This is a genomic window from Shewanella hanedai (genome assembly GCF_007197645.1).
In the GTDB taxonomy this organism is placed as follows: domain Bacteria; phylum Pseudomonadota; class Gammaproteobacteria; order Enterobacterales; family Shewanellaceae; genus Shewanella; species Shewanella hanedai.
In genome coordinates, this window is record NZ_VKGK01000004.1 from 89608 (window position 1) to 113787 (window position 24180).

Consider the following 24180-nt stretch of genomic DNA (forward strand, 5'->3'; position numbering starts at 1 on the left):
CCGATCTTCATGCTAACGAATGTCTAGACGAAGATATGACAAACATAAATAAAGATGCAGACACTGCTAATCAAAACGGTTTTTTTGAACGTTTTTTTAAACTATCAGCCCATAACACCACTTTCTCGACAGAAATCATCGCAGGTATTACGACCTTCATGACCATGGTGTATATCGTATTTGTAAATCCACAAATTCTCTCAGCGGCAGGAATGGACCCCAGCGCGGTCTTTGTGGTTACCTGTATGATCAGTGCTATCGGTTGTATTGGTATGGGTTTAATCGCTAACCTCCCTATCGCACTCGCGCCAGCCATGGGACTCAACGCCTTTTTTGCTTTCTCTGTTGTAGTTGGGATGGGGATCAGCTGGCAAACAGGCATGGGCACCATTTTCTGGGGGGCTGTCTGCTTCACTATCATCTCGATATTAGGAATACGATCGTGGATCTTAAGCAATATACCTAAGTGTCTGCGTGTGGGTATTCCAAGTGGTATCGGTTTGCTTATTGCCTTTGTCGGCTTTAGCAATGCAGGATTTGTGGTCGCAAGCCCTGCAACCATGGTGACAGTAGGCGATTTAAGCTCGCTGCAATGTGTCTTAGGTGCCTTAGGCTTCTTTATTATCGTGATCCTCGCCTCACGAGGAATTCATGCTGCCGTACTGATATCGATTGCAATTATCACCACCATTGCCGCATTAATGGGAGATATTGAGTACACAGGCATCATTTCAATGCCACCAAGCATCACCAACACTGTAGGCCAACTCGATCTGGTTGGCTCATTAGATGTCGCGCTAATGGGGATCATCTTCTCCTTTGCTTTAGTTAGCTTATTTGATAGTTCAGGCACCATGATTGGTGTCACCGAGAAGTGTGGTTTTACCGATAAGCGTGGCCGTTTTCCTCGCATGAAACAAGCCTTGATGACCGACTCAGTCACATCCGTTGCTGGTGCCTATATGGGCACATCAACCGTGACCGCATACATTGAAAGCTCGGCGGGTGTCGCAGCTGGAGGACGTACAGGGTTAACCGCTATCGTGGTAGGTCTGCTGTTTATTTTAGTTATTTTCTTCTCGCCGCTAGCCGCGATGGTGCCTGGTTACGCCGTTGCTGGCGCCTTAATATATGTCGGTATTTTGATGTCATCAGAGCTTGCTAAAATTGACTGGGACGATCTAACTGAGTCAGCACCAGCCTTTATTACTGCCATAATGATGCCTTTTACCTTTTCAATCACCGAAGGAGTTGCCGCAGGCTTCATCACTTACTGTGTCTTGAAAGTCGGAACCAATCGCTGGCGTGAAATTCACCCCGGAGTTGCGATTGTAGCACTGCTGTTTATCTTCAAATTTATCTTTGTTGATACTCATTAACTGATACCGCAGAAAACTTATCTATTGCCCTGTGAATTAACGGCCTCTATATGGCAACCAAGAACAGAGCAATAGCGTTAACAGTGCGGCTTAACCTTTGCTATAAAAGACTTCAACAGTCCCTTTTACCGTCATCATAAGCGGTTGCCCACGACGATCTAAGGCTTTGTGCGACGGGACTTTTACCCAACCTTCACTGATGCAATATTCTTCAACATCAAAACGCTCTTTGCCATTAAGCATAATACCTATTTCGTGCTCGAATATTTCAGCCACATGATGTGGGCTACGAGGATTGACGGAAAGGCGATCCGGTAAAGTTGGTAGCGATGTAGTATCGTTCATGGTTGTGGCCTGTAGTAAAAATTGCTGTAAAAAATAGTCCGCTATTGTAGTCAATACAGGCCATCTGCTCAAGCGCGGCAGTAATAAATGTGAGTGTACTATTGCTATAATCTAAACAATAGCGCGACACGCTATCGGGACACAACGACAGGCAGTGTTATTTCTCTTTTGTTTTTTCTTTGGTTTCTTTACTCACTAACTTCCGGCATTCAGATTTTTCATACTCAGTTTGATGTCCACTTTGAGAGTGACACAAACCCCGAGCGACCAATTCAGTTGCCACATCACTTGGCAAGTTTGAGCACGCTGATCCCATCATCACAATAAAACCGATAGCGATAAATCCTTTGATATTTAACATTCTTTATCCTTAATATTTCCATAAGTCTACATATGACGACGATTGCGATCACTCATTCAGATTAATCCCATCACCTAGATTATCTTCCATATTATTATCTTAAGTAATCACGCTTCGCTAGTTTTATAAGCCAAAAAACTTAAGTTGCCCTCAACATCGCCAGCTCAAAAAATGACCGGTAATTATTGATTGCTATGTTTTTGACACCGTTAATTTCTTTTTAACTAAAGTAGGTTAGCTAAAGGTTGATTTATCATGATTCTCAATAGAAACTAGCACCTAATGAGAATATATTATTCAGTAACCTAGAATAGGAGTTGCTTTAAGATGATGACAAAATGGGCGACACGTTTTCTACAGATGGCAGAACTCGTCGCATCTTGGAGTAAAGATCCCTCCACTCAAGTGGGTGCGGTGATCACCGAAGATAACCGTATAGTCTCCTTAGGCTACAACGGCTACCCACACGGGATCTCCGATAGTGCCGAAACCGATAATCGTGAGATGAAGCTCCTCAAAACTCTCCACGCAGAAGAGAATGCTATTCTCTATGCTAAGCGCGATCTCAGCGGCTGCGAAATCTGGGTTACCCACTTTCCTTGCCCTAACTGTGCTGCGAAGATTATCCAAACAGGTTTGAGTACAGTGCATAGCCCACAACCAAGTGAAGACTTCCTATCACGCTGGGGTGATAAGATTAAAATAAGCCAAGATATGTTCAACCAAGCCGGCGTTAAAGTCGACTGGATGCAAATTGAGCCTTCAGCGGCTGTTAAATAAAGAACCTTCAGTGCCTTTTGAAGAAAATAGGGACAGGATTAAGGCCTGCCCCTATTTTGTTGCATAAATACACAAGATTTCTCATTTGAGATTGATAAAACCTAGTATGGAAAGGGATCCTTACTAGTATTAATCACTTGCTTTAATCTATATAAAGCAAGCAATCCCATCATTATATTTGCCAAAGAAATACCAATAAAAACGCCATAACTACCACCGTACTGCCCCCCTAAATACACACAGGGTAAATAGAACCCAACACATCGTAGTAGGTTAAGCATTAGTACATCTCGGTTCTGTTTAAAGCTATAACATACGGCATTATTAACTAAAAATAGCCCTGTTCCCGTTAGCGTCAATGGCACCCATTGAAAATAAAACTCCAACAAGTCAGCTACCAATGGATCCTTAGTAAAACTGATCACAATGAATGGATATATCAGCCAAAAAAACACAGCTTGTACAACTCCCCAGCCAAGCACAAGCCAAACCACAAAGCGAAGCCCTTCAACAACTCGTTCATGTTGATTTAAACTCAAGTTTTGCTTGATGAAAGGCACCACTGCTGCATTAATCGCTAACACAAAAGCCAGCGGCAAAGTGGTTAATAAATTAGTTAAACCAAAAGCTGCCACGGCAAAATCGCCAAACTGTGCAATCATGATGGTGGCGATAGCAGTACTAAGAGGAATAAGTAGACGGTTAAATGCAACGGTAGCAGTTAATGCGATGAATTCACTCCATAAGGCGATATGCCTATTTAGGCCTTCCAACTGGTGCTCATGAAGTTGATATTTATCTTTGAGTATTTTTACGACGAACACGGAACAAACTAATCTAGCCAAAAAGCTAGCCCAGGCCGCACCAACAATACCTAGACCGTCCCATTGAGCGACGCCAAAAATCAATAACGGATCAATGACCACATTAATTAACGTCGCCAGCAATAACAAACGCCCAGCACTTTTGGCATTACCACCGCCCCGCAACAAACCTGTGCCAACCATGCAAAATGCCAATAGCGGATAACCTAAGAACCAAATTTTTAAATAGTCCTGACCCAACAAAGCTATCTGGTTATTAGCCCCCAATAAATTAAAAATTGCAGGAGCTGCAAAAAAACCAATGACACTTATAGGAAGAGTTATCACTTGGCTAAAAGATAATCCAGCCAGAATGGTGTGCGCAGTACGACGCCTATCATTTAATGCCACACTTTCAGCCACATGAATGGAAGCCGTCATTTCTGTACCAATCAATACTGCTATCAGTATAAGAACAACGGGCCCTAAATAACCCATCGCACTTAATGCATCAACACCCAGCTGACTGATAAACCAGGTATCCACCAGATTAAAACTAATCACAGCCAATAAACCAATAAGGATATGCAGAGTATTAACAAGCAGACGTTTTTTTACCGAATGGTGTAATAAAGGATTATCTGCACTTTGCGTCACATTCATTTTAATCTGTCAAAGCACTTTGTTTGTGAAACTTCGATTGCTTCCACTTTTCTGCATCTGCGAGAATATCGCAATACGCATCCATCTTGCGCACCGAATATGAGAATAAATCTGGGCTGTCAGCTAACGCCTGTATTTTGTAAGCCTGATATAAGTCTCTTTTGTCCGGTTCAGCCCTAAGATAATCGCGAAATAAACACGGGGCGACAAAAAGAGCTTGCGATGAATTAGCTAAATGAATCACATAACAACGGTCGGTTTCTACACGCCAATACCAACAGCTTTTTTCGTTAATTGGACTGCTGCCGTAAAACTCGTATCCCAACTTAGCCATCAAGGCTTGCACTGTTTCATCGTCAGGCATAAAGAGAGAGACCGCCACCATATCAATGATACCTTTGGATGTCATACCTTCAATAGATGTACTGCCGATATGCTGAACTTCACTTAAGCCAAGCTCATTTCCCTGCTGGTTTAAACGCAATAATTCTTTAGCAAACCATTGCGGCCATTGGTCATTGTAAGGCAGTTGTTCTAATCTAATCTCAGGTGCTTTCAACGACAGTAAACGGCGAAATGTTTTATCAACTGGCTCACCATTCAAGTCATCATGTTTATGCTTAAGTCCCTTTAACAGTCTGACATGTTCCATATTAATCATCACCACACTCCTAATTCTGATACCACAGGCTCAGTAGGTCTCGCTCCAATAACTCAGCAGTCGCAGCCACATCCTGACGATAATGATCCATCAAGTGCAGCTTAAGTGCCTCGCTCATATGTGCCGCTTCTTTGGTTTCGTGAACGCTAACATGATTTCGATGTAATTTGTTACGGACTGAATCTGGTTGACGCCGGAGTTGATGTAACGCGGTGTTACGCAACTTTAAGGTAGCCTGATGTTGGTCATATTCAATCTCAGAGCAAGGCTCTACACCTATAAATTCAAAGGTATCAGCCATCACCGCCGATGTTTTCTTGATAAAATCGTCAAATAAAATGACTTTAACCCGATCACCAAAGATATCCAGATAACGCTTCACATTGTCATAATAACTGGCATTACGAAGATACTGTAAACCGTCGTGAAAATAACTTGTTGACGGTATTTCCCGACCTTGCCGTCGTGATTCGCACAAGCCAATGGCCTTTTCAAGATCTGCTTGATCTTCATTAGTAGTACGTAAATAGAGTGAGTGTAATGATTGAATTTGTTGCCACGGGCGACGTAGCATAATAATAATTTTTGCATCTGGGCAGTGGGTTTGAATATTTTTTGGAGCAGCTTCACTTTGTAGGTACCACACTGAACCTTCAGCATTTATCGGCCTGTCAGTAAATAATCCTAGATATTCATCTTCATCTGTAACGGTGTGTGGTTGCACCATTAAATCGGTCGCAAAGTAATGCGGCTCTTTTAAAATTGATAAGTGAATTGACGGATGTTGTTTTAGATACAAACACATTGCCGTTGTGCCGCAACGTGGTGCGCCGACCACAAACAGGTTGGGATAATGATTTACCACGAAAAGGTTGCCTTATCTTTAAAGAACTCACCATTGGGGCCATCATCATCGAGCAAACATAACCAGACTGCGGTTTCAGCCCCCTCCTCCACATTACGATGTGCATTTAATCCACCCAGGCGTGTTCTTACCCAACCTGGCGTCATTGCATTAACCAAGATATTGTCGTTTTTAACCTCATCAGCCAGCATCACAGTCATGGCATTCATGGCCACTTTTGAAAATCGATAACCTGGATTTTGTTTATCCATTTTGCTAAATGAACCATGCCCAGAGGATATATTGACCACCCTTCCAAAATGGTTCTTTTGCATAAAAGGCACCACGATTTGACTCAAACGTAATGCGCCAAAAAAGTTGATATCCATGGTTTGTGCTGTTAGTTCTCTCGGTTCATTAAGAATGCTGTAGCGTATGCCCTGAGAGATCCCTGCGTTATTCACCAAAATGTCCACGACCAGCTCTCTACTTTCAAGCTTAGAACTCAGTGATTGCAAGTCAGCATCATTGGTTACATCAAGTTTTATACAGCTAACCAAGGGGTTATCGAGCTTAGCCATCGCTTTATCGCCTTTTTGAAGATCTCTAGCAGCCAAAATTACTTTGATATTATCAGCAGCCAATTGACGGCAAATTTCAAAGCCAATGCCACGATTGCCACCAGTCACCAGAGCCGTTTTTTGACGGGTCATGCAACCTCCTTATAATGAGAATATAGATCAAACAAAATACGTTCTCTTTGCGCCACAAAAGTTAGCGAGACATCAGTGTAATGTTTTCGCCAATCTCGATCATTTCTAGGCTGACCACCGTCCGGCAAAATACGATCACTTTGAATAATAAAGGCCAAATCTTGGGCACTATGCCCAAAGGCAGAAAGAAATTGATGCAAGTCCTGATTTAATGTTTCATTAAACATAAACGTCACAGGGTATTGCTGTTCAATAAACGCTTTGCTTTGAATATCAGCTTCGGTCAACTGATTAAAAGTATTTTTTGGCTCCCGAAAAAAAAACCTAAAATACTGTTCAGTGTGCCACCCCAATGGCGCAGCACTCTTATTATGATAACCGTTAGGTTCACCCTGATAAAAACCTTTAAAACACTTGTCGGTCAAATAAACAAAATATTCGAATTCTATTTTTTCGATATTTTGCTTACCGTCTTCAAAATGAGCGTAAAAATGCTCACGACCGCAATACAGCTCAAGGTTGCGCTGCCACCAACCATAAAAATACTGCGAAACATAACGATCAAACGGATTTCTTAACACAGATACAATCGGTAAATGGGCATATTTGTGTGGAATATCAGAACAGGTGCCATGTTTGTCCAGCTCAATGCCATCGGGGTAGAGTTTCTTAAGCATTTTGGTGACAAATGTACCGCCAGTTTTTGGCATATGCACAAAGACGAAATCAGGCGTAATAAACATAACCTCTCCCGTTACTCTACCGAATCAAGCAAGTGACGACTTAACGACTTACCGACAAAGTCACCGTAAAATATGCCTTTGCGGGTCATTTTTATGGTTTTATCCAGTACTATTACAAATTCATGCTCAATCAGTTTCTGCAGCATATTGTTATTTTTTGACAACAAATTGACGCCATGCTTGGCTTTTATCCATCTGCAATCAAGGCTCGATGTTTTCATGCCCAACACGATATCTCTGGCAATCAAATCCATAGAACTCAGCCTCATACCACGCTCTACGGGCAACTCACCCTTGTCGATAAATTCAATGTACTTATCTGTGTTCGATGTGTTTTGAATATATTCTCGTTCCAAAGAAGAGAAGGCTGAAACCCCAAAGCCATAAGTGTCTTCCCCAAGCCAGCGCTGATGAAGGTGTTTTTGTCGATATTCGCCATTTTTGGTGAAGGTAAAATAAGTCGAATTAAGGTAATTATTTGCATACAGCTGCTCCATGGCATAATTCATAAAAACCATTTCTTGATCGTCTGTAGGCAATATGATGCTGTCACTACGAAGATCAGCGTAATACTTAGAATTTTGATACAACTCCATTTTGTATACAGTGATCGATTGAACCCCCAGTGAAACGGCACGATCTACGCTATAACGCCAAGTCTCTTCGGTTTCACCTTCCAGTCCGCTAAGCAGATCAATATTTAAGATAACCCCAGTATCCAAGGCTCGTTTAATCGCCGCTACATTCATTTTTTCGGTGTCTTTACGGCCTGTTTTGGCAACAATTTCGTCATGAAATGATTGAATACCAAAACTCAGTCGAGTAATACCAAATTGTGATAGTTCTTTAGATTTGCTTTTTGAGTAAGTAATAGGCTCTACTTCGAAGACAAATTCCGACAGTGCCATATTAAAATGGTCATGTAATGCCGTTAAAATTTGGTCCATATGCCGCGCTTTTAATAAACTCGGCGTGCCTCCACCAAAATACAAGGTATCCACCGGACGCTTGAACCAACCATACAACTCGGAAACCATAACAATTTCACGACACAGGTAATCCACATAATGATCGATCTCTTTTTGATTGCTGTCAGACAACTCAGTGATCTTAAAAAAGCAGTAACTGCATCGCTGAATACAATAAGGAATGTGAATATACAAATTCAGCCTATCATTGGCCTGCGCCTGTGATTGAAACGTGCCCTTCCAATAACGGCTCGGTGGATAGTTAGTGATAAACCCTTTTCGATGCAGCTCATCGGCGGGTAAATCATCAACAGATGATGCCGTTTCGTTATTTTCAATATCCATAATGGTTTCTTAATACTCGTGATTATATAGGCCAAAATGCGCGACGATTAAAAATACGCTTAGCGAGTATGCTGAGCGATAGTCTCTGCAATCTTCTCCACGTTAGAAAAGTTTTCTACAGCCAAAGCATCGTCATCAAACTCAATTTTGAATGTCTTTTCCAGCAAAACAATAAACTCTGTAAATACAATAGAGTCCATCGCTAGTCCCCCTTCAAAAAGCGGGGTTGTTTGATCAAATTCGTCATAGCCAACGTTGACATCCAACTTTTCGACAATTAATTGTTTTATTGAATTAATCAAAATTCAGTCTCCTCATAATGCAGTGCTATTTGTTTTCGATTAATTTTGCCACTGACCAATCGGGGTAATTGTGGCTCAATTATTATTTTTGAAGGTGTTGCATACCGCGGTAAAAACTTACCTAGTTGGCGACGCAGCTCGTCAGGTGCTAACTCAGTTGTCGATTCCACGATGGCAACGATAGTATGTCCCTTACTATCCTTTCGCCCTTTTACCAGAGCAACATCCTGGATATGTTGATGTTGTTTTATTTGGCTTTCCAATTCGGAAAAAGCGATTAAACGTCCTTCCCGATTGATACTAAGCTTGGCGCGCCCAATCACGCTAAAACCGGTAATTTCATCACCACGAGCCAGATCACCTGTATTAAAAAAAACATCACGTGTTTGCTGATACAGATAAAAGTCAAAACCAAAAGGATGCTTTACTGCAATTTGCTCTGACTCGATTTTGATTTTTACCCCCGGCAGAGCTGTCACACAATCGTCAACGGCTTCGCCTTTACTTTGAATTTCTCCAATAGCAACCACACCCAATTCAGTGCTGCCATATAAGTTGAATACCCGGCCAAATTTGGTTTGAGCTTGTTGAAACGTTTGACGGTCAAAACAATCACCAGCGCTGACGATAAATTCATATTGAGATGATTTACATGAGCGTAGCAACAGGGCACCGACAGTCGATGGCGTCAAATAAGCCACGGTAGGAGCGAATTGTCGTTCGACCGCTTTAAATCTAAGAATGTTCAGGTTGCTGGTTAAGTGGATACTGGCTCCCACCAGTAAACAGGGCCAAAGTGCCGCGCCAAAACCATACATGTGATGCATCGGCACTGGAATTAACACGCGACTGGATGCATTTAGCGGTAAACGCGTTAAGACGTTACGAGAATTAGCAATCAAATTATGACGTTGATGGACCACCAATTTAGGTGTACCTAAACTGCCGGAGGTTTTAAAATATATTCTGCCCGGGGTGGCAACCGTTTTACATTGAGCCTGTTTCGTCAGTTGTATATGTCGTAACATGTCGCAAAAATGAGGTTTTAAGGTAAGTTGATCAGCAAATAATTCTTTATCTACATCAGTCGATTTAACAGGTAATAGAACAAAGTTTACTTCGTTGAACATTAAAGCTATCAACATCAGCAGATGTTCAATCGATTGTGCACAATAAAAGGCCATTGGTTGAGTAAATGAATTAGACGCCAACCAATCACTGTAAACACTAATACGCAAATAAGCCTCTTGATAACTAATCACCTGATGATCATCACTGAGGGTATTGTTAAATGTGTCGGATTGTTTCCATTGCTCTAATAAATCAAGAACATTCATTAATCGACCTCTATTCCAATTTCAGAATTTGCATGGTGTTGAACCTCCTAGTGCTCTTGCTAAACTTTGACAGCTCACCACCTCAGTTAAATTTGCCACCTTAATAGCACCGCTCATCAATTGGAACGAACGCTTGAAACAAGCCTTTTCTGACACCTTTAGTTTCGACAGCAGTGCCCTGTCGTGTGACACACAGATCCGCTCATGACTTTTACTGATATTATTGACACCTAATATGATTCCCGCAGGGATACTGGTATGAATTAACTCATCAACCTGACTTTTTGATAGGTTTTCGATGAAGAATACACCCGATGCAAGAAGAACAGGTTCACTGCAATCATTTATAAAAAGCAATGACTCACGATGAAGATAATATTCACTTAGTTGTTGATTAAGAATACAAACCTGCACATCGGAGCCAGCCAGATCATTAAAGAACTGAGTGGTAGATCCTTTTCTGTCAAAGTATCTTTTCAGGAGGTTTTTAGGTTCATCACCTTCAGGCAAAACGACTCTCCCTTTTATTACAATGAATTAAAAACAACATATAATAACAAATCAGTAGAGTCATAAAGTTAATTCCAACAAAATAAAATTAACCAGCCTCCTAATTAAAAAACATCAATAACATTTAACTAAAATTAATCAGCACAATTAAAAGAGCATCATAAAGACTTTTAAAAATAAAACACAAAGACAACAAACCCGCAAGAAAAACAAAGCAAACCTCAATCAACAAAAACAAAAAACCACTAACAACAAAATCAATAAATAAGTAATAAGTAGTAGCTGAAAAGCATAAATCAAGTGATTTATAATTAATAAGTCGTAGACTATAAGTGCTATTAGTAAGTGGTAAGTGGTATTAATAAACAGAAAATTAAAAGTAATTTATATTCTAAAAATCATCCATAAAATATGTAAGGAAATAATTAAATTAAGATATCCAAGGTTTCCGCCATGAAATACATCACTTAAAATCAGCCAAGATATGTTCAACCAAGCCGGCGTAAAAGTCGACTGGATGCAAGCAGAATAACCAAGTTGAACGAATTTGTGGGGACTGGGTAAAGCTTATATCAATATACTCAGTCCACTTCAGAACAGCTCACGACGGTGAGCCTTACTCTAACCCCAATGACACGCTTCAATGAATCAAACTCGAATGTGAAGTGAAATCAGCATCGCTAATCCAGGCGATCTTCTTTCAGCCTCAATTTCTCCCTGTTGTGCCAATACCAGCTCATTAACTAAAGCCAATCCTATTCCTGTCCCTTGCGTGGACCGAGTTAACTCATTACCGCCACGATAAAACAGTTCAAAAATTTTACTTTCTTGCTCCTGAGTTATGCCTTCACCATAATCCCGGATTTCCAGCTGTATCATGTCTTTATGCTTGGGATGTTGACGGAATATAAAATCGATTTTCTGTCGACTAGGATCATTGATCAGCTGCGAGTCAAAAAACTTAACGGCATTGTCAGTAATATTGATAATCACTTGGGAGAAAGTGTCCTGTTCGACAAAAACCTGCACCTCTTTAACGTCAGCTATTTCCATTATTATGTTCTGTTGAAAGTGACTCTTATCAATGATTGAAGAAGTTTTAGAACGAATAACATCCTGTAAAATAGTTAATAGGGTATATTCCAGCTGTATATTTTGCTGTTGATTGCTAAGTGCAGACAATTGCAAAATGTTATTGATTAATCGCGTAAGACGTTCACTTTCATCATAAATAAATGCGTAATAATTTTGCTTATGCTTCTCGGATATTACGATTCTCTCCTTAAGCATTTGTGAATACATACGAATTGAGGTTAGCGGTGTTTTTAACTCATGGCTAACCGAAGACACAAAGTTAAGCCTTTGTTCGCCTAATGCCAGTTGCTTAACCCCTAAACGATAAAAACCAAAACAAGCTGACAATATTGCTGCAATCAGAATAATAATCACAATACCGCTATACACCATCGCCGACGTCAAAGGTAACGAGTGCGTCGACAAGGATAATGAATAGCCTTCGTATGGCCATTCCAGCTTAGTATGGTAAATAGCTTGCTGTTCAAAACGGCTATCTAGTTGTAAGGGATGGCTCACTTTAGCTTGATCATCAGCTAGATTTTCAATGCTGCTTTTTTGCGTACCGCTAATTCCAGGGGGAGTGCCGGATACAACGCCTCTTGGTTGACCTTGTTTCCATCATCTTTTGTTTGGCTATGTTCTGATAAATCCTGCTTTGATAAGGATTCTGGCCAGATTGGACTATTAAAATGACCTTGGCTGTCATATTGAAAATAGCCAACTAATCCTTTTATTGGTTGCTCATTGTTTAACTGTAAATGACTTAAGCTTGAGAGTGGCGATAGTACTTGCTGTTGCTGCTTGGTGACCGGATTATACACTTGTTGATAGTAGTCAAATTCATTCACCGACAGGGTATTGGTAAAAGTTAATTTCTTATACAAAGTTCTGTTGATTTTCAGAGCCAAATTACATCACCTTCAATGACAGTTTCAACATCATTGAGCAAGTCGATCCAAACAGACTTAAGCTTCCACAAGGTTATGGCCCAGAATTTCCAAAAGGTGATGGGGTGCTTGTATCAAAAGAAATTTCAACCGACCTCTATCTTGTTACCGACTCCGCAGGCCTGCGTAATAGCTCATTTAAAATCACTGGTAATGAAATAATCGTGTTTGGCGCAAGCAGCACCAAAATAGCAGAGAGAACGATTAAACTTATACATGAGCAATTTCCAAAGCTGAAAATCACCTCAGTCCATGTAACTCATCCTCATGGCGATGAAATAGCAGGTCTCAACGTTTATGTTAAACAAGGTATCGAAATACTTGCCGATGAATATACTATTTCTGCCATCAAAGCATACCCACTATTTTCTGACGATATCGATAAATTCAAGTTTCGTCTAATCCAAAATACCCAAGTAATTAATGGTGCGAGTTTTTATGTCTTGGAGAGCGTGCACGCCAAACGCCAAAGCTTTGTTCACTTCAAAGACGGCGGGATTATTTTTCAATCCGACTTCCTTCACATACCATTCGATAACACCATCGCCAAGGTCATCCCCAATGACACTAGAACCTTTATTGATTTTGTTCGCAATAAACAGCTCAGATTAAACCGCATTGTTGGTAGCTATGGAAATAATAATATTTCCGTTGAAACCGTGAATAAAACCTACGATGCCATGATGTGACAACAGTGATATTTACCTTCTCAGTCACCACTATCGAGGTTTTCGTTATCTAAGTGACTTGAACCTCGATAATAATGGGATGCCTTCTACCACAATGCCAATAAGTCATGCCACTTCCCTCTGAGTTGGCAACAGCATTAGTCACAACGATCAACCTAGCTTTTATCGCCTCTTCAATACCAACGCCCTCCTGAACCAAATCATCAACCGCAATAAAGGCTATCGTCGTAAGGTTGCTGCTTTACATAATGATAAGCGTAACCACAAATGCTTTGCTTTAAGTTTTATAGTGAACAGCCTATAAAGTCACTGCACCTAAACATATATTAATAACGCAAAAAAACGTCTTCATTTGATTAATTAACCAAACTTATTAATAACAAGCAATCTAGGCATGCTATGGCTTCAGCTAGATACTAGTTAACTCATAAATTAGCCACCGCAAAAATCTTAAAAAACTACCTAAAAAAGCTTGAATTAACATAAATGCAAACTTAACCGTGCTGATTTTTACATCGATAAACACTGATAAATACAATTTACACGTTAAAAAACAATGCTATACTTAAATACATCGGAATTCCCGATGGATAGGCCAATAATATCCGAGTTTACACTAACGAGTCATTTACTCTTAACTGGGATGGTCAAGTAGTGACTATGCTGAACAATTTCTATAAGTTATTAGTATATTAATTGGAATAATGGCTAAGCTGATAGTATGTTAAACCTATGATCAGGCTGCTATCAACTGATACAGGTAATTCTAAACCCATCAGAGTAATTATCTAAATACTACAAGAGAGTATCGGCGTTGAAAATGACAATAAAGACAATAAGCTTGCCAATTACATACAACCATTTTCTTTCAATGCAGTAATGACTATCGAATAAGTCAACATATAGACAAGGGGTTAAAATGAAGAGCAGCCAATTAATAATATTACTAACATTAGCTTTTTCCTTTTCCTTATTTGCAGACTCTACTGTTCCTACAAAGGGAGAGAGAGTTGTACTTGAATCTTGTACATCACTTAATAATGCGCCTAAAGACCTAGCTGCAGCCCCTTGTGTTTATTACATTCAAGGATTTCTGGCTGGTTCCCTAACCACAGAATCAAATTATATCCTGCATGAAACATCAGGTGCATTTCTCGATAGAGCCTATCGAACGAGAGTAGGCAATCGGACTTCGGAGGAGCAACCGATCCAATTATGCCTGCCTAAGGATAAAAATATTGAGCAGTTAACTGAGCAACTCATTGGGAATTTCTCGCCCCCAATAGAATCGATAAAATTATTGCATACACAGATTTTCGATGCACTCGCGGTCGAACTTTCATGCTCATAACCAACCGGACACACAGGTTAAATACAATAGAAAAGCCATGTATCAGCCTTTAGTCAACCCAACAAACTCATGAGTAACAGTGAGAAAATGTCAATGAATGATAATAAAGTAACGCTCGAAGAGAAATCGAAGTATTGGCCGGTCCATACACTAAGTCTCGGCATTACCCTCTCTCTCTTTTGGTGGATTAACTCAAATTACAGCAACCTACTTCTACTGTCGCTCGGTGCAGCCTCTATCCTACTCGTGCTCTTCATTGCCTACAGGATGGATGTGATCGACCATGAGTCTCAGCCAGTTCACCTTTCAATAAAAATACCGGGTTATCTGCTTTGGCTAACCAAAGAGATCATCCTTGCCAATATCTCTGTGGTCAAACACATTTGGCTGGGTAATAGCAGCATCAGTCCCACTCTTGTCACGATCGATGCCAGTCAGCGTACAGATCTCGGCAAGGTTATCTACGCCAACTCCATCACTTTAACGCCGGGTACGGTCACAGTGGACTTAGTCGGCGATCGCATGACCATACACGCATTGATCAAAGAAAATATCGATACCTTAAAAGCAGGCGAGATGGATCGCCGAGTAACTGAACTGGAAAATAAATGTTAACTGCAGCCACTATCGCAATTCTTGTTGTCATGTTCCTCGCGATCATTCGCTGCATCGTGGGGCCTACGCTATATGATCGGATCCTAGCATTTAATATGTTCGGCACCAAAACGGTACTGCTTATCTCAATACTGGGTTTTTTGATGGGACGCCCCGAGTTTCTCGATATTGCCCTGGTATACGCCCTGATCAACTTTATCAGTGTTATCGGCGTACTGCGCTTTTCTGACTCTGTTGAATTTAAGCATCAAGATCAAGCGTCAACCAAGGAGAGTAAACAATGAATATCTTACTCGAGATCGGCAGCGGGATCTGTTTGCTGCTTGGTTGCTTTCTCTGTCTATCCGGTGGTGTAGGTATCTTACGCTTCCCTGATTTCTTTACCCGTATGCACGCAGTGGGCGTCACCGATACCTTAGGGGCCGGGATGATACTCATTGGCTTAATGCTACAAAACCCAACTGGGTTGGTACTGCTTAAGTTATTAATGATCTTACTGCTCACACTATTTATCAACCCTACTGCAAGTCATGCACTGGCCAAAGCAGCACTGCGTAACAATTTGCATATGGTGCTTGACGAATCAACTGACAAAGGAGGGGACAAGCCATCGAAACCTTAGTTGATGTTGTACTACTAACCTTTCTCGTCGTGATAGCGATTGCCATTGTTAGAACGAAAGATCTATTGGCCGTAGTGATGTTGACCGGAATTTATGGGTTACTATCGGCGAGTTTTTTTGTTGTATTAGATGCAGTGGATGTGGCCTTTACCGAAGCTGCTGTAGGCGCTGGAATTTCAGGTTTGCTAATGCTGGCAGCCATCACAATGACTGGACGCACAGAGGCACCTAAACGTCACAAACCTCTGCTGGCTTTATTGGTGGTATTTGTCACAGGTGGGATGCTAATTTACGGCACCTTGGATATGCCCTATTTTGGCAGCTTCGAAGCACCAGTTCATCAACATGTCGCCCCTCGCTACATTAACGACTCTATGCAAGAGGTCGGTGTTCCCAACATTGTCACTTCCGTACTCGCTAGCTACCGTGCTTTTGATACTTTAGGTGAAGTTGCCGTTATTTTTACCGCTGGTATTGGTGTGCTATCACTCCTGTCACTGCCTCAACGCCGAAGATCTTATCGCTTAGATGAGAGCAAAAAAGAGCTGATGCATGAACAGCATATGGTGGTGCGCATTGTTAGCAAAACATTAATCCCCTTTATCCTGTTGTTTGCACTCTACGTACAGTTTCACGGCGACTTTGGCCCTGGAGGAGGGTTTCAGGCGGGTGTGATTTTTGCCGCGGCAATCATCCTCTATGCCATGTTATTTGGACTCGACACCGCAAAGCGTGTCTTTAATCAGACGCTTATCCAACTGATCGCCGCAATCGGCTTGCTGCTCTATGCCAGCGTCGGTGTAGTCTCGCTATTTAGCGGCGTTAACTACCTAGATTACAACGTATTAGCTGACGACCCTGTTGCTGGCCAGCACTTAGGCATTCTGCTTATTGAACTGGGAGTGGGCTGCACTGTCGCCGCGGTAATGATCATTATCTTTTTCAACTTTGTCGGCCGTAGAGAAGCACAACAGGACGCTAATGAACAGAACAGCACTGAGCTAAACAACAGTCATGAACTAAAAAGTACTGAACTAAAAAGTACTGAACTAAACAATACTAAACAGAACAACCGTGAGGGGGAATGATGGTACTGGGACTCTATAACTACTGGATCGTGGTACTGCTGATGATGATAGGTTTCTATATCGTTATCGCTCATGGCAACTTGATCAAAAAATTGGTTGGCTTAACGATTTTTCAAACCTCGGTTTTTATTTTTTACATCAGCATGGGCAATGTCGAAAATGGTAGCGCGCCAATCTTGGCTGAAGGACTGAGCCGCTACTCTAATCCCCTCCCCCATGTGCTTATTCTCACCGCGATTGTCGTAGGTATCGCAACTACCGCGCTAGGGCTTGCATTGGTCGTCAGAATCAAAGAGTCATACGGCTCTATCGAGGAAGATGAGATTCAAATTCAAGATCAGCTGACTGAGGACAAAACATAGTGTTAGCCCATCTGTCTATTTTACAAGTTGTTGTGCCGCTGATGGCTGCACCTTTATGCTTGTTCCTAAACCGCTCCAAGCTAGTGTGGCTGTTTGCCCTATTAGTTTGCGCTTTTACCTTCGTTAATAGCATATTTTTACTGCAGCAGGTGATGTCCTCTGGCACCATTATCTATCAACTCGGTGGATGGGACGCACCCTGGGGGATCGAATATCGCATCGATGAACTCAACGCCCTGTTACTGCTGATCATCTCAGCCGTTGGAACCATAGTGCTGTTTGCAGCACATACCAGTATCCAAAAGGAGCTGCCAGAAAGTCGTCATACGCTCTTTTATAGCCTGTATCTACTGTCAATAACGGGTATGTTCGGCATCGTCTCCACTGGAGATGTGTTTAATGTATTCGTATTTTTGGAGATATCCTCACTCTCAGGCTACGCGCTGATTGCTTTAGGCAAGGATAGACGCGCTCTTTGGGCCGCTTATCAGTACTTGATAATGGGCACCATAGGCGCCACCTTTATTCTGATTGGCATCGGCTTGCTGTACCAAATGACGGGAACGCTGAATATGGCCGATCTCGCCAATCGGCTTGCAGAAGTTAACCAAACACGTACCGTATTTGCTGCATTTACTTTTTTGATTGTGGGGATCTGTTTAAAATTAGCCCTATTCCCTCTGCATCTGTGGTTACCTAACGCTTACGCATATGCCCCTTCAATAGTGACCGCTTTTCTCGCCGCGACGGCAACTAAAGTTGCGGTTTACTTACTGATCCGCTTCACCTATACGGTATTTGGCATCGAGTTTTCCTTCTCCATCCTCCCCCTACAGAACTTATTTATTATTCTGGGGTTGGTTGGCATATTCGCCGCCTCTACCGCAGCGATATATAAAACCAATGTTAAACATATCTTCGCCTACTCGAGCATCGCTCAGGTGGGCTACATGATTATTGGCTACGCCATCAACACCACCACAGGACTTATGGCCACATTGCTGCACTTGTTTAATCACGCCTTGATGAAGAGCGCGCTGTTTTTAGCGTTAGGCGCAGTGATGTACCGCATCGGCAGTGTACAGCTAAGCCAATTCCAAGGGTTAGGACGACAGATGCCACTCACAATGGCTGCCATTGTCATCGGCGGATTAAGTTTGATTGGTGTGCCTCTGACAGTAGGATTTATCAGTAAGTGGTATTTGTTACTTGCCGTGATTGAGGCAGGAATGTGGCCGGTGGCAGTCTTGTTGCTGCTCGGTTCACTACTGGCAGTACTGTATGTATGGCGAATCGTTGAAACGGCCTATTTCAAGCCTCCCCTACCGGGTCGTGAAGCGGTGCAGGAAGCACCTTGGACCTTCCTCGCCCCTATTTGGATACTGGTGCTGGCCAATATCTATTTTGGCATCGATACTCGCCTTAGTGTGCAGGTGGCACAGGCGGCTTCTCAAAGCTTGTTTGGAATTAACCCATGAATCTATCTTTGGAGCTGTTATTACAGCTAACCATTATATTACCTCTAATCGCCACATTGGCGATTTTGGCAACGGGAAAACACCCCAACATCCGTGAGGCTGTAACGATTAGCATCAGCCTTGTCGTTATGTATTGTGTGATAAACCTATATCAAGGACTCAGTGCTGGCGAATCTATCGAGGTCTTTTGGTGGCAGCTTCTACCTGGCTTAGCCGTCAGGTTTGTGGTTGAGCCATTAGGCATGCTGTTTGCCCTAATTGCCAGTTTTCTGTGGTTCATTACCACCCTTTATGCCATCGGCTATATGCGTGGCCACCACGAGAAGAATCAAACTCGCTTTTACCTCTGCTTCGCGTTAGCCATAGGTGCTGTAATGGGGCTGGCATTTTCCGCCAACCTGTTTACCCTATTTATCTTCTACGAAGTGTTGACCCTGTCTACTTATCCTTTAGTGACCCATGCAGGGACAGAAAAGGCCAAACAGGGAGGACGCGTATATTTAGGGATCTTGCTCGGAACATCCATCGCTTTCTTCCTGCTGGCGATTATCTTGACCTGGTCTGTGGCCGGCACCTTGGACTTCAAACCTGGCGGTGTGTTTCATACCGATGTTGATACCAACTTACTGGGAGCCATACTGGTACTGTTTGTGTTTGGGATTGGTAAAGCGGCCATCATGCCATTTCATCGGTGGCTACCTGCCGCTATGGTGGCACCAACACCAGTGAGTGCCCTGCTGCACGCCGTTGCAGTGGTCAAGGCAGGTGTATTCACCATTTTAAAGATCTGCGTGTTTATCTTTGGCATCGAGTTACTGCCAACTCTCCCGACCACTGAGTTCCTGCTCTATTTAGCCAGTGCATCGGTATTGTTAGCCTCGATAGTGGCGATGCGTCAGGATAACTTAAAAGCACGACTTGCCTACTCGACGGTAAGCCAGTTGGGCTATATCACCATAGGCGCACTGCTCGCTACTTCATCTGGGGTTATCGGTAGCTCGATGCACATTGCTACCCATGCTTTTGGCAAAATCACCCTATTCTTCTGCGCTGGCGCCATTCTGGTGGCAACCCATAAATCGAAAATAAGTGAAATGCGCGGCCTCGGCTTTACTATGCCTCTGACCATGGCGGCCTTTTTTATCGCCAGCTTGAGTATTATTGGTGTGCCGCCCGCAGGTGGAACTTGGAGTAAATGGTTCCTGTTAATGGGCGCAATGGAAACTGAACATTGGGTCATTATGATAGTACTGATGGTGAGCTCACTGCTCAATATCGCCTACCTGCTGCCTATCCCATACTATGCCTTTTTCCCTGGGAAGGACCACCCAGCAGCTAAGACGGGGATCAAGGAGGCGCCTCTCATGTCATTAATCGCGCTATCAATCACCACTTTAGGTTGCTTGATTCTATTTATCTATCCGCAACCCCTCTATGAATTGGCAAAAACCATCTTAACTGCACCTGGAGTCAGCCATGGACACTAACAAGACAAAAGACAAGCAGTATCTCTTTGATAACCCAAAAAATATCAAAAGGGTTTTGTATACTTTGTATGCCAGCTGCTTCCTGCTTGTGGTGCTAGATTTTGTCATTCATCGCCATGTCTACCATAGTTGGGAAAACCTACCACTTTTCTATCCCCTCTACGGCTTTGTTGGCTGTGTCGTCTTGGTGTTTGTAGCAAAGTGGATGCGAACGTTTCTGATGCGCCCAGAAGACTATTATGACAACCCAAAAGACGATTATGACATCCCTGATGACGTTGATAGCGAGCACACGTTAAAAAATGCTGCTGATGAAAACACCCACAAGGGTCAAACAGATCAAACAACAAACACTATAGGTGGTCACGATGTGGATGCTTGAGTTACCGCCCTTCACCCTGTTCTTTATAGGCGGGCTTATTGCTGCAATGACCCGCGGTAAATTGCGCGGGGCAATAATGGTTGCGATTCCTGTTATTAGCGCTATTCACCTGTGGACGGTGCCTGAAGGCATTCATCTACAGCTGACGTTTTTAGATTATGAGTTGGTGCCATACCGCGCAGATAAGCTGAGCCTGATGTTTGGCTATGTATTTCATATTGCCGCTTTCATCTCCATTATCTATTCGCTCCATGTCAAAGATACCGTTCAACAGGTCGCAGCTATGTTCTATGCAGGTAGTGCGCTGGGCGCAGTGTTTGCTGGCGATCTGCTAACGCTGTTTGTATTTTGGGAGTTACTGGCCTTTACTTCGGTATTTCTGATCTGGGCACGCAGAACCTCTCGTGCTTATCATGCAGGCATGCGCTACCTGATCATTCAGGTATTATCCGGTGTCATCTTGCTTGTGGGCGCACTATTTTATGCTGCAGAAACAGGTTCACTCGCCTTTGGTTACATCGGTCTTGAAGGTGTCGCTGGCTGGCTAATATTTATCGCCTTTGGTATTAAATGTGCATTTCCTATTGCCCATACCTGGCTCACCGATGCTTACCCAGAAGCGACCCCTACCGGTACAGTACTCCTCAGTGCATTTACCACTAAGGTCGCCGTTTATGCTCTGGCCCGCGCCTACCCAGGCACCGAGCTGTTGGTATACATTGGCGCTGCCATGACCTGCTTCCCGATCTTCTTTGCGGTGATTGAAAATGATCTGCGCAGAGTACTGGCCTACAGCCTAATCAACCAAGTGGGCTTTATGGTAGTCGGGATCGGTATTGGTACTGCGCTGGCCCTCAACGGCGCCATTGCACATGCTTTCAACGATGTGATCTTTAAAGGTTTACTGTTTATGAGCATGGGCGCGGTGCTACATATGACCGGCAGAATAAACGGCTCAGATCTGGGCGGTCTGTATAAAACCATGCCCAAGACCACGATACTCTGTATCGTAGGTGCCGCTTCTATCTCAGCCTTCCCACTGTTTAGCGGCTTTGTCAGCAAGTCGATGGTGATGTCTGCCGCGCTTGAGACGGGTCATGACTGGGTCTGGTTGATGCTTCTGTTTGCCTCCGCGGGTGTATTCCATCATGCAGGGATCAAGATCCCCTATTTTGCATTCTTCGCCCACGACTCGGGACTGCGTGCCAGTGACCCACCAAATAATATGCTGTTCGCCATGTTTATTTCAGCTAGCCTGTGTATTGCCATCGGTATCTATCCAGCAGCACTCTATTCGCTGCTGCCATATGATACGGGTTACAACCCTTACGATGCGACGCACGTATTGGCGCAAACTCAGTTGTTACTGTTCTCAGCATTAGCGTTTGTTTGGTTAAATCTCAGAGGCATGTATCCACCGGAGTTGCGCTCGACTAACTTAGATGTGGACTGGATCTATCGCCGTGCTATTCCCGCTGCGCTGCAAAAAGTGTTTGCAGTGATTTGGAAAGCTGATGGCGCGCTGCGCCAAGCGATACGAGGCAAACTAAGCCAATATCAGTCTGCTATTGCCAACAAGCATAAAGGCTTAGGAGGCTTGCTCTCAGGCTCATATCCTTCGGGTAACATGGTGCTTTGGGTCGCCGTGATTCTAGCGTCTTACCTATTTATGGTCTTTATTGGCTAGGTTCGAGTAGGAGTAGAGTTAATCTACTGACGATAACGTTTAGCTTATTTTGTAAACGCAAGCGGCTTGCATAGCGATATGCAAGCCGCTTTATTATGGAAGATTAAAGCGCTAACACGAGAATCAATGCAACCATAACAATGACATCAAGCACCCACAAACAGCACCCAAACAAAAAGACAAGCAATTCGCCACAGAGTGCACGGACCCAACTCAGCCCTATTTATCCACATGAGTCGCTGCGACAAAGTGAATAATTACGCCAATGTGCAAAAGCCAACAAGAAAGTAGCAGCTAGTGTCGCCAGTTTTTCTCCTGTTTCGCCTAAAAAATCATGCCCATAAATAGCGGTTATGCCAAGCCCGATGATGCCGAAGAAAGCTAACACTAATACCATAGGGTCTTTGTGTCGTGTGCAACCGAGTAATACAGCAATAGAGCTTGTTGGGATAACAAACCAAACCATGAGAATATGATAAAAATGATCATCTACTGGAAACGCGAGCAGTGACGGGAACACGACTAATAACAATGGCCCCGCGATACAGTGCAATGCACATAATGCAGAACCTGTTATGGCAAGACGGTCTAGTAATATTTGTGCGGACTTATTCATATCAGTTCTCAACGTAATGATTGTGCTTAACGCCTCAATGAGACACCACTCACGACTACTTTTGAGCAACCTACCATTAGCATTATGAATAAACAATAAGCTATCGGTTGTATCCCTCGAAATTTACAATATGGCCGTTAAATAGGGGCGAATACTAAGAGGATACAAACAAAGAGCGGAGAGAAAAGACAATACAATCTTACTTTTTGTCTTTTCAGTTACTTCTATCGAGATTCAAGCTATCTAAGTAACTTGAACCTCCATGATAAATAATGGGGATGAAAATAATGGGATGCCTTCTACGACAAAGCCAATAAGTCATGCCCACTTCCCACAGAGCTGGCAACAGCATTAGCCACAGCGATCAATCTCGCTTTTATCGCCTCTTCAATACCAACGCCCTCCTGAGCCAAATCATCAACAGCAATAAAAGCAATCGTCGTCTGGTTGCTGCTTTCATAATGATAAGCATAACCCGATTCTACAACCCAGTTATCTTCGCATAAAAGCAGCTTTTTCTCTTCCAATGACCTGAGTAAAGTAAAATCAAAAGAGAGGATATAATCTTCATTACCGAACCATTCCGCTTTTAGCGCCGTAAAATTGATCCACATCTCCAGCTGGATCAACAACGGCTTAAGCGAATCTGAAAATTGGCCATCGGCCACTATCGTAATGGGAAATCCTTGCTGCATATTTGTCTTTTCCTTAGCTTTGTCGTAAAGAGTAAATCAAGGGTAGTGAATCATGGGACATTCTAATGATAACGTTAGATTTTGCTATCTAACAACCTCTGATGCAACTACAACAATGATATCTAATACGAACTTGAAATGGGACTATCAGATAAAAGCGATTCACCACGGAGTGCACACAGAAGTGCGTAACAAAGGGAAACCTCTACAAAAAGACAGGGCAGCCATTTAACTTAAGTTGAGTCAGAGTCAGAGCCAGCACCTCTTATTCACAATTATTTGCACTTTTCAGCAACAGTCTTCCGTTAAAACTGAATCATTCTTTTCGCT

The 24180-nt window shown here is 42.7% G+C and carries 28 protein-coding genes; 13 read left to right on the forward strand and 15 right to left on the reverse strand.

Going from position 1 to position 24180, the window contains the following annotated elements; translation table 11 throughout:
* The first annotated feature begins 35 nt into the window (after positions 1-35).
* The gene (locus FN961_RS04965; RefSeq protein ID WP_143563566.1) at positions 36-1379 is read left to right on the forward strand and encodes an NCS2 family permease; all 1344 of its coding nucleotides are present in this window, start codon (positions 36-38) and stop codon (positions 1377-1379) included.
* A gap of 90 nt (positions 1380-1469) precedes the next feature.
* Here FN961_RS04965 and FN961_RS04970 read toward each other — a convergent pair whose 3' ends face one another.
* Positions 1470-1724, reverse strand: coding sequence for a DUF3297 family protein (locus tag FN961_RS04970; RefSeq protein WP_143563447.1), 255 nt, complete (start codon positions 1722-1724; stop codon positions 1470-1472).
* Between the two features lie 157 nt (positions 1725-1881).
* Complete coding sequence (locus FN961_RS04975) at positions 1882-2085, reverse strand: hypothetical protein (RefSeq protein ID WP_143563448.1); 204 nt, start codon at positions 2083-2085, stop codon at positions 1882-1884.
* A gap of 327 nt (positions 2086-2412) precedes the next feature.
* Here FN961_RS04975 and FN961_RS04980 point away from each other — a divergent pair, with 327 nt between their 5' ends.
* Positions 2413-2865, forward strand: a complete 453-nt coding sequence (locus tag FN961_RS04980) for a dCMP deaminase family protein (protein ID WP_143563449.1) — start codon at positions 2413-2415, stop codon at positions 2863-2865.
* A 101-nt stretch (positions 2866-2966) separates the two neighbouring features.
* Here FN961_RS04980 and FN961_RS04985 read toward each other — a convergent pair whose 3' ends face one another.
* From FN961_RS04985 to FN961_RS05035, 11 genes are all read right to left on the reverse strand, one after another.
* Complete coding sequence (locus tag FN961_RS04985) at positions 2967-4331, reverse strand: MATE family efflux transporter (protein ID WP_143563450.1); 1365 nt, start codon at positions 4329-4331, stop codon at positions 2967-2969.
* 1 nt (position 4332) lies between these two features.
* Entirely contained in the window at positions 4333-4992 is a 660-nt protein-coding gene (locus FN961_RS04990) for a GrpB family protein (RefSeq protein WP_143563451.1), read from the reverse strand.
* 10 nt (positions 4993-5002) lie between these two features.
* Positions 5003-5857 carry a sulfotransferase domain-containing protein gene (locus FN961_RS04995; RefSeq protein WP_143563452.1) on the reverse strand — a complete coding sequence of 285 codons (855 nt, stop codon included), beginning with the start codon at positions 5855-5857 and terminating at the stop codon, positions 5003-5005.
* On the reverse strand, positions 5851-6549 hold the full coding sequence (locus tag FN961_RS05000; RefSeq protein ID WP_143563453.1) for an SDR family NAD(P)-dependent oxidoreductase: 699 nt from the start codon (positions 6547-6549) through the stop codon (positions 5851-5853). The genes FN961_RS04995 and FN961_RS05000 overlap by 7 nt, the downstream gene beginning before the upstream one ends.
* On the reverse strand, positions 6546-7292 hold the full coding sequence (locus FN961_RS05005; RefSeq protein WP_143563454.1) for a sulfotransferase family 2 domain-containing protein: 747 nt from the start codon (positions 7290-7292) through the stop codon (positions 6546-6548). Before FN961_RS05005 ends, FN961_RS05000 begins: the two co-directional genes overlap by 4 nt.
* An 11-nt stretch (positions 7293-7303) precedes the next feature.
* Positions 7304-8605 (reverse strand): coproporphyrinogen-III oxidase family protein, encoded by a 1302-nt coding sequence (locus FN961_RS05010; protein WP_143563455.1) that lies wholly within the window; start codon positions 8603-8605, stop codon positions 7304-7306.
* A 59-nt stretch (positions 8606-8664) separates the two neighbouring features.
* Complete coding sequence (locus FN961_RS05015) at positions 8665-8907, reverse strand: acyl carrier protein (protein ID WP_185972729.1); 243 nt, start codon at positions 8905-8907, stop codon at positions 8665-8667.
* Positions 8904-10244, reverse strand: a complete 1341-nt coding sequence (locus tag FN961_RS05020) for a class I adenylate-forming enzyme family protein (RefSeq protein WP_143563457.1) — start codon at positions 10242-10244, stop codon at positions 8904-8906. The genes FN961_RS05015 and FN961_RS05020 overlap by 4 nt, the downstream gene beginning before the upstream one ends.
* Positions 10245-10265: 21 nt before the next feature.
* A complete protein-coding gene (locus tag FN961_RS05025) occupies positions 10266-10754 on the reverse strand; it encodes a hypothetical protein (protein ID WP_143563458.1) in 489 nt (162 codons plus the stop codon).
* A 648-nt stretch (positions 10755-11402) separates the two neighbouring features.
* Positions 11403-12347: a sensor histidine kinase gene (locus FN961_RS05030; RefSeq protein WP_143563459.1), complete on the reverse strand. Its 945-nt coding sequence runs from the start codon at positions 12345-12347 to the stop codon at positions 11403-11405.
* Positions 12348-12364: 17 nt separating this feature from the next.
* Complete coding sequence (locus tag FN961_RS05035; protein ID WP_143563460.1) at positions 12365-12739, reverse strand: hypothetical protein; 375 nt, start codon at positions 12737-12739, stop codon at positions 12365-12367.
* A 104-nt stretch (positions 12740-12843) separates the two neighbouring features.
* On the opposite strand from FN961_RS05035, the gene FN961_RS05040 reads away from it, so the two are divergent.
* The 11 genes from FN961_RS05040 (at position 12844) to FN961_RS05090 (ending at position 22539) form a co-directional block, all read left to right on the forward strand.
* On the forward strand, positions 12844-13467 hold the full coding sequence (locus FN961_RS05040) for an MBL fold metallo-hydrolase (RefSeq protein WP_143563461.1): 624 nt from the start codon (positions 12844-12846) through the stop codon (positions 13465-13467).
* 919 nt (positions 13468-14386) lie between these two features.
* Positions 14387-14818: a hypothetical protein gene (locus tag FN961_RS05045; protein WP_143563462.1), complete on the forward strand. Its 432-nt coding sequence runs from the start codon at positions 14387-14389 to the stop codon at positions 14816-14818.
* A 93-nt stretch (positions 14819-14911) separates the two neighbouring features.
* Complete coding sequence (locus FN961_RS05050) at positions 14912-15433, forward strand: Na+/H+ antiporter subunit E (RefSeq protein WP_229814661.1); 522 nt, start codon at positions 14912-14914, stop codon at positions 15431-15433.
* The gene (locus FN961_RS05055; RefSeq protein ID WP_143563464.1) at positions 15427-15717 is read left to right on the forward strand and encodes an MrpF/PhaF family protein; all 291 of its coding nucleotides are present in this window, start codon (positions 15427-15429) and stop codon (positions 15715-15717) included. The genes FN961_RS05050 and FN961_RS05055 overlap by 7 nt, the downstream gene beginning before the upstream one ends.
* A complete protein-coding gene (gene mnhG, locus FN961_RS05060; RefSeq protein ID WP_143563465.1) occupies positions 15714-16055 on the forward strand; it encodes a monovalent cation/H(+) antiporter subunit G in 342 nt (113 codons plus the stop codon). Before FN961_RS05055 ends, mnhG begins: the two co-directional genes overlap by 4 nt.
* A gap of 32 nt (positions 16056-16087) precedes the next feature.
* Entirely contained in the window at positions 16088-17143 is a 1056-nt protein-coding gene (locus tag FN961_RS05065; RefSeq protein WP_268241153.1) for a Na(+)/H(+) antiporter subunit B, read from the forward strand.
* Positions 17143-17505, forward strand: coding sequence for a cation:proton antiporter subunit C (locus FN961_RS05070; protein WP_143563567.1), 363 nt, complete (start codon positions 17143-17145; stop codon positions 17503-17505). The genes FN961_RS05065 and FN961_RS05070 overlap by 1 nt, the downstream gene beginning before the upstream one ends.
* The gene (locus FN961_RS05075; RefSeq protein WP_143563467.1) at positions 17505-18983 is read left to right on the forward strand and encodes a monovalent cation/H+ antiporter subunit D family protein; all 1479 of its coding nucleotides are present in this window, start codon (positions 17505-17507) and stop codon (positions 18981-18983) included. The genes FN961_RS05070 and FN961_RS05075 overlap by 1 nt, the downstream gene beginning before the upstream one ends.
* Complete coding sequence (locus FN961_RS05080) at positions 18980-20470, forward strand: monovalent cation/H+ antiporter subunit D family protein (RefSeq protein ID WP_143563468.1); 1491 nt, start codon at positions 18980-18982, stop codon at positions 20468-20470. The genes FN961_RS05075 and FN961_RS05080 overlap by 4 nt, the downstream gene beginning before the upstream one ends.
* Complete coding sequence (locus FN961_RS05085) at positions 20460-20852, forward strand: hypothetical protein (RefSeq protein WP_143563469.1); 393 nt, start codon at positions 20460-20462, stop codon at positions 20850-20852. The genes FN961_RS05080 and FN961_RS05085 overlap by 11 nt, the downstream gene beginning before the upstream one ends.
* Positions 20839-22539, forward strand: a complete 1701-nt coding sequence (locus FN961_RS05090; protein WP_143563470.1) for a Na(+)/H(+) antiporter subunit D — start codon at positions 20839-20841, stop codon at positions 22537-22539. The genes FN961_RS05085 and FN961_RS05090 overlap by 14 nt, the downstream gene beginning before the upstream one ends.
* Before the next feature lie 223 nt (positions 22540-22762).
* On the opposite strand, the gene FN961_RS05095 is transcribed toward FN961_RS05090, so the two are convergent.
* Together FN961_RS05095 and FN961_RS05100 are read right to left on the reverse strand one after the other, a co-directional pair.
* A complete protein-coding gene (locus FN961_RS05095; RefSeq protein ID WP_143563471.1) occupies positions 22763-23155 on the reverse strand; it encodes a MerC domain-containing protein in 393 nt (130 codons plus the stop codon).
* Positions 23156-23454: 299 nt separating this feature from the next.
* The gene (locus tag FN961_RS05100) at positions 23455-23850 is read right to left on the reverse strand and encodes a hypothetical protein (RefSeq protein ID WP_143563473.1); all 396 of its coding nucleotides are present in this window, start codon (positions 23848-23850) and stop codon (positions 23455-23457) included.
* Positions 23851-24180: the final 330 nt, after the last annotated feature.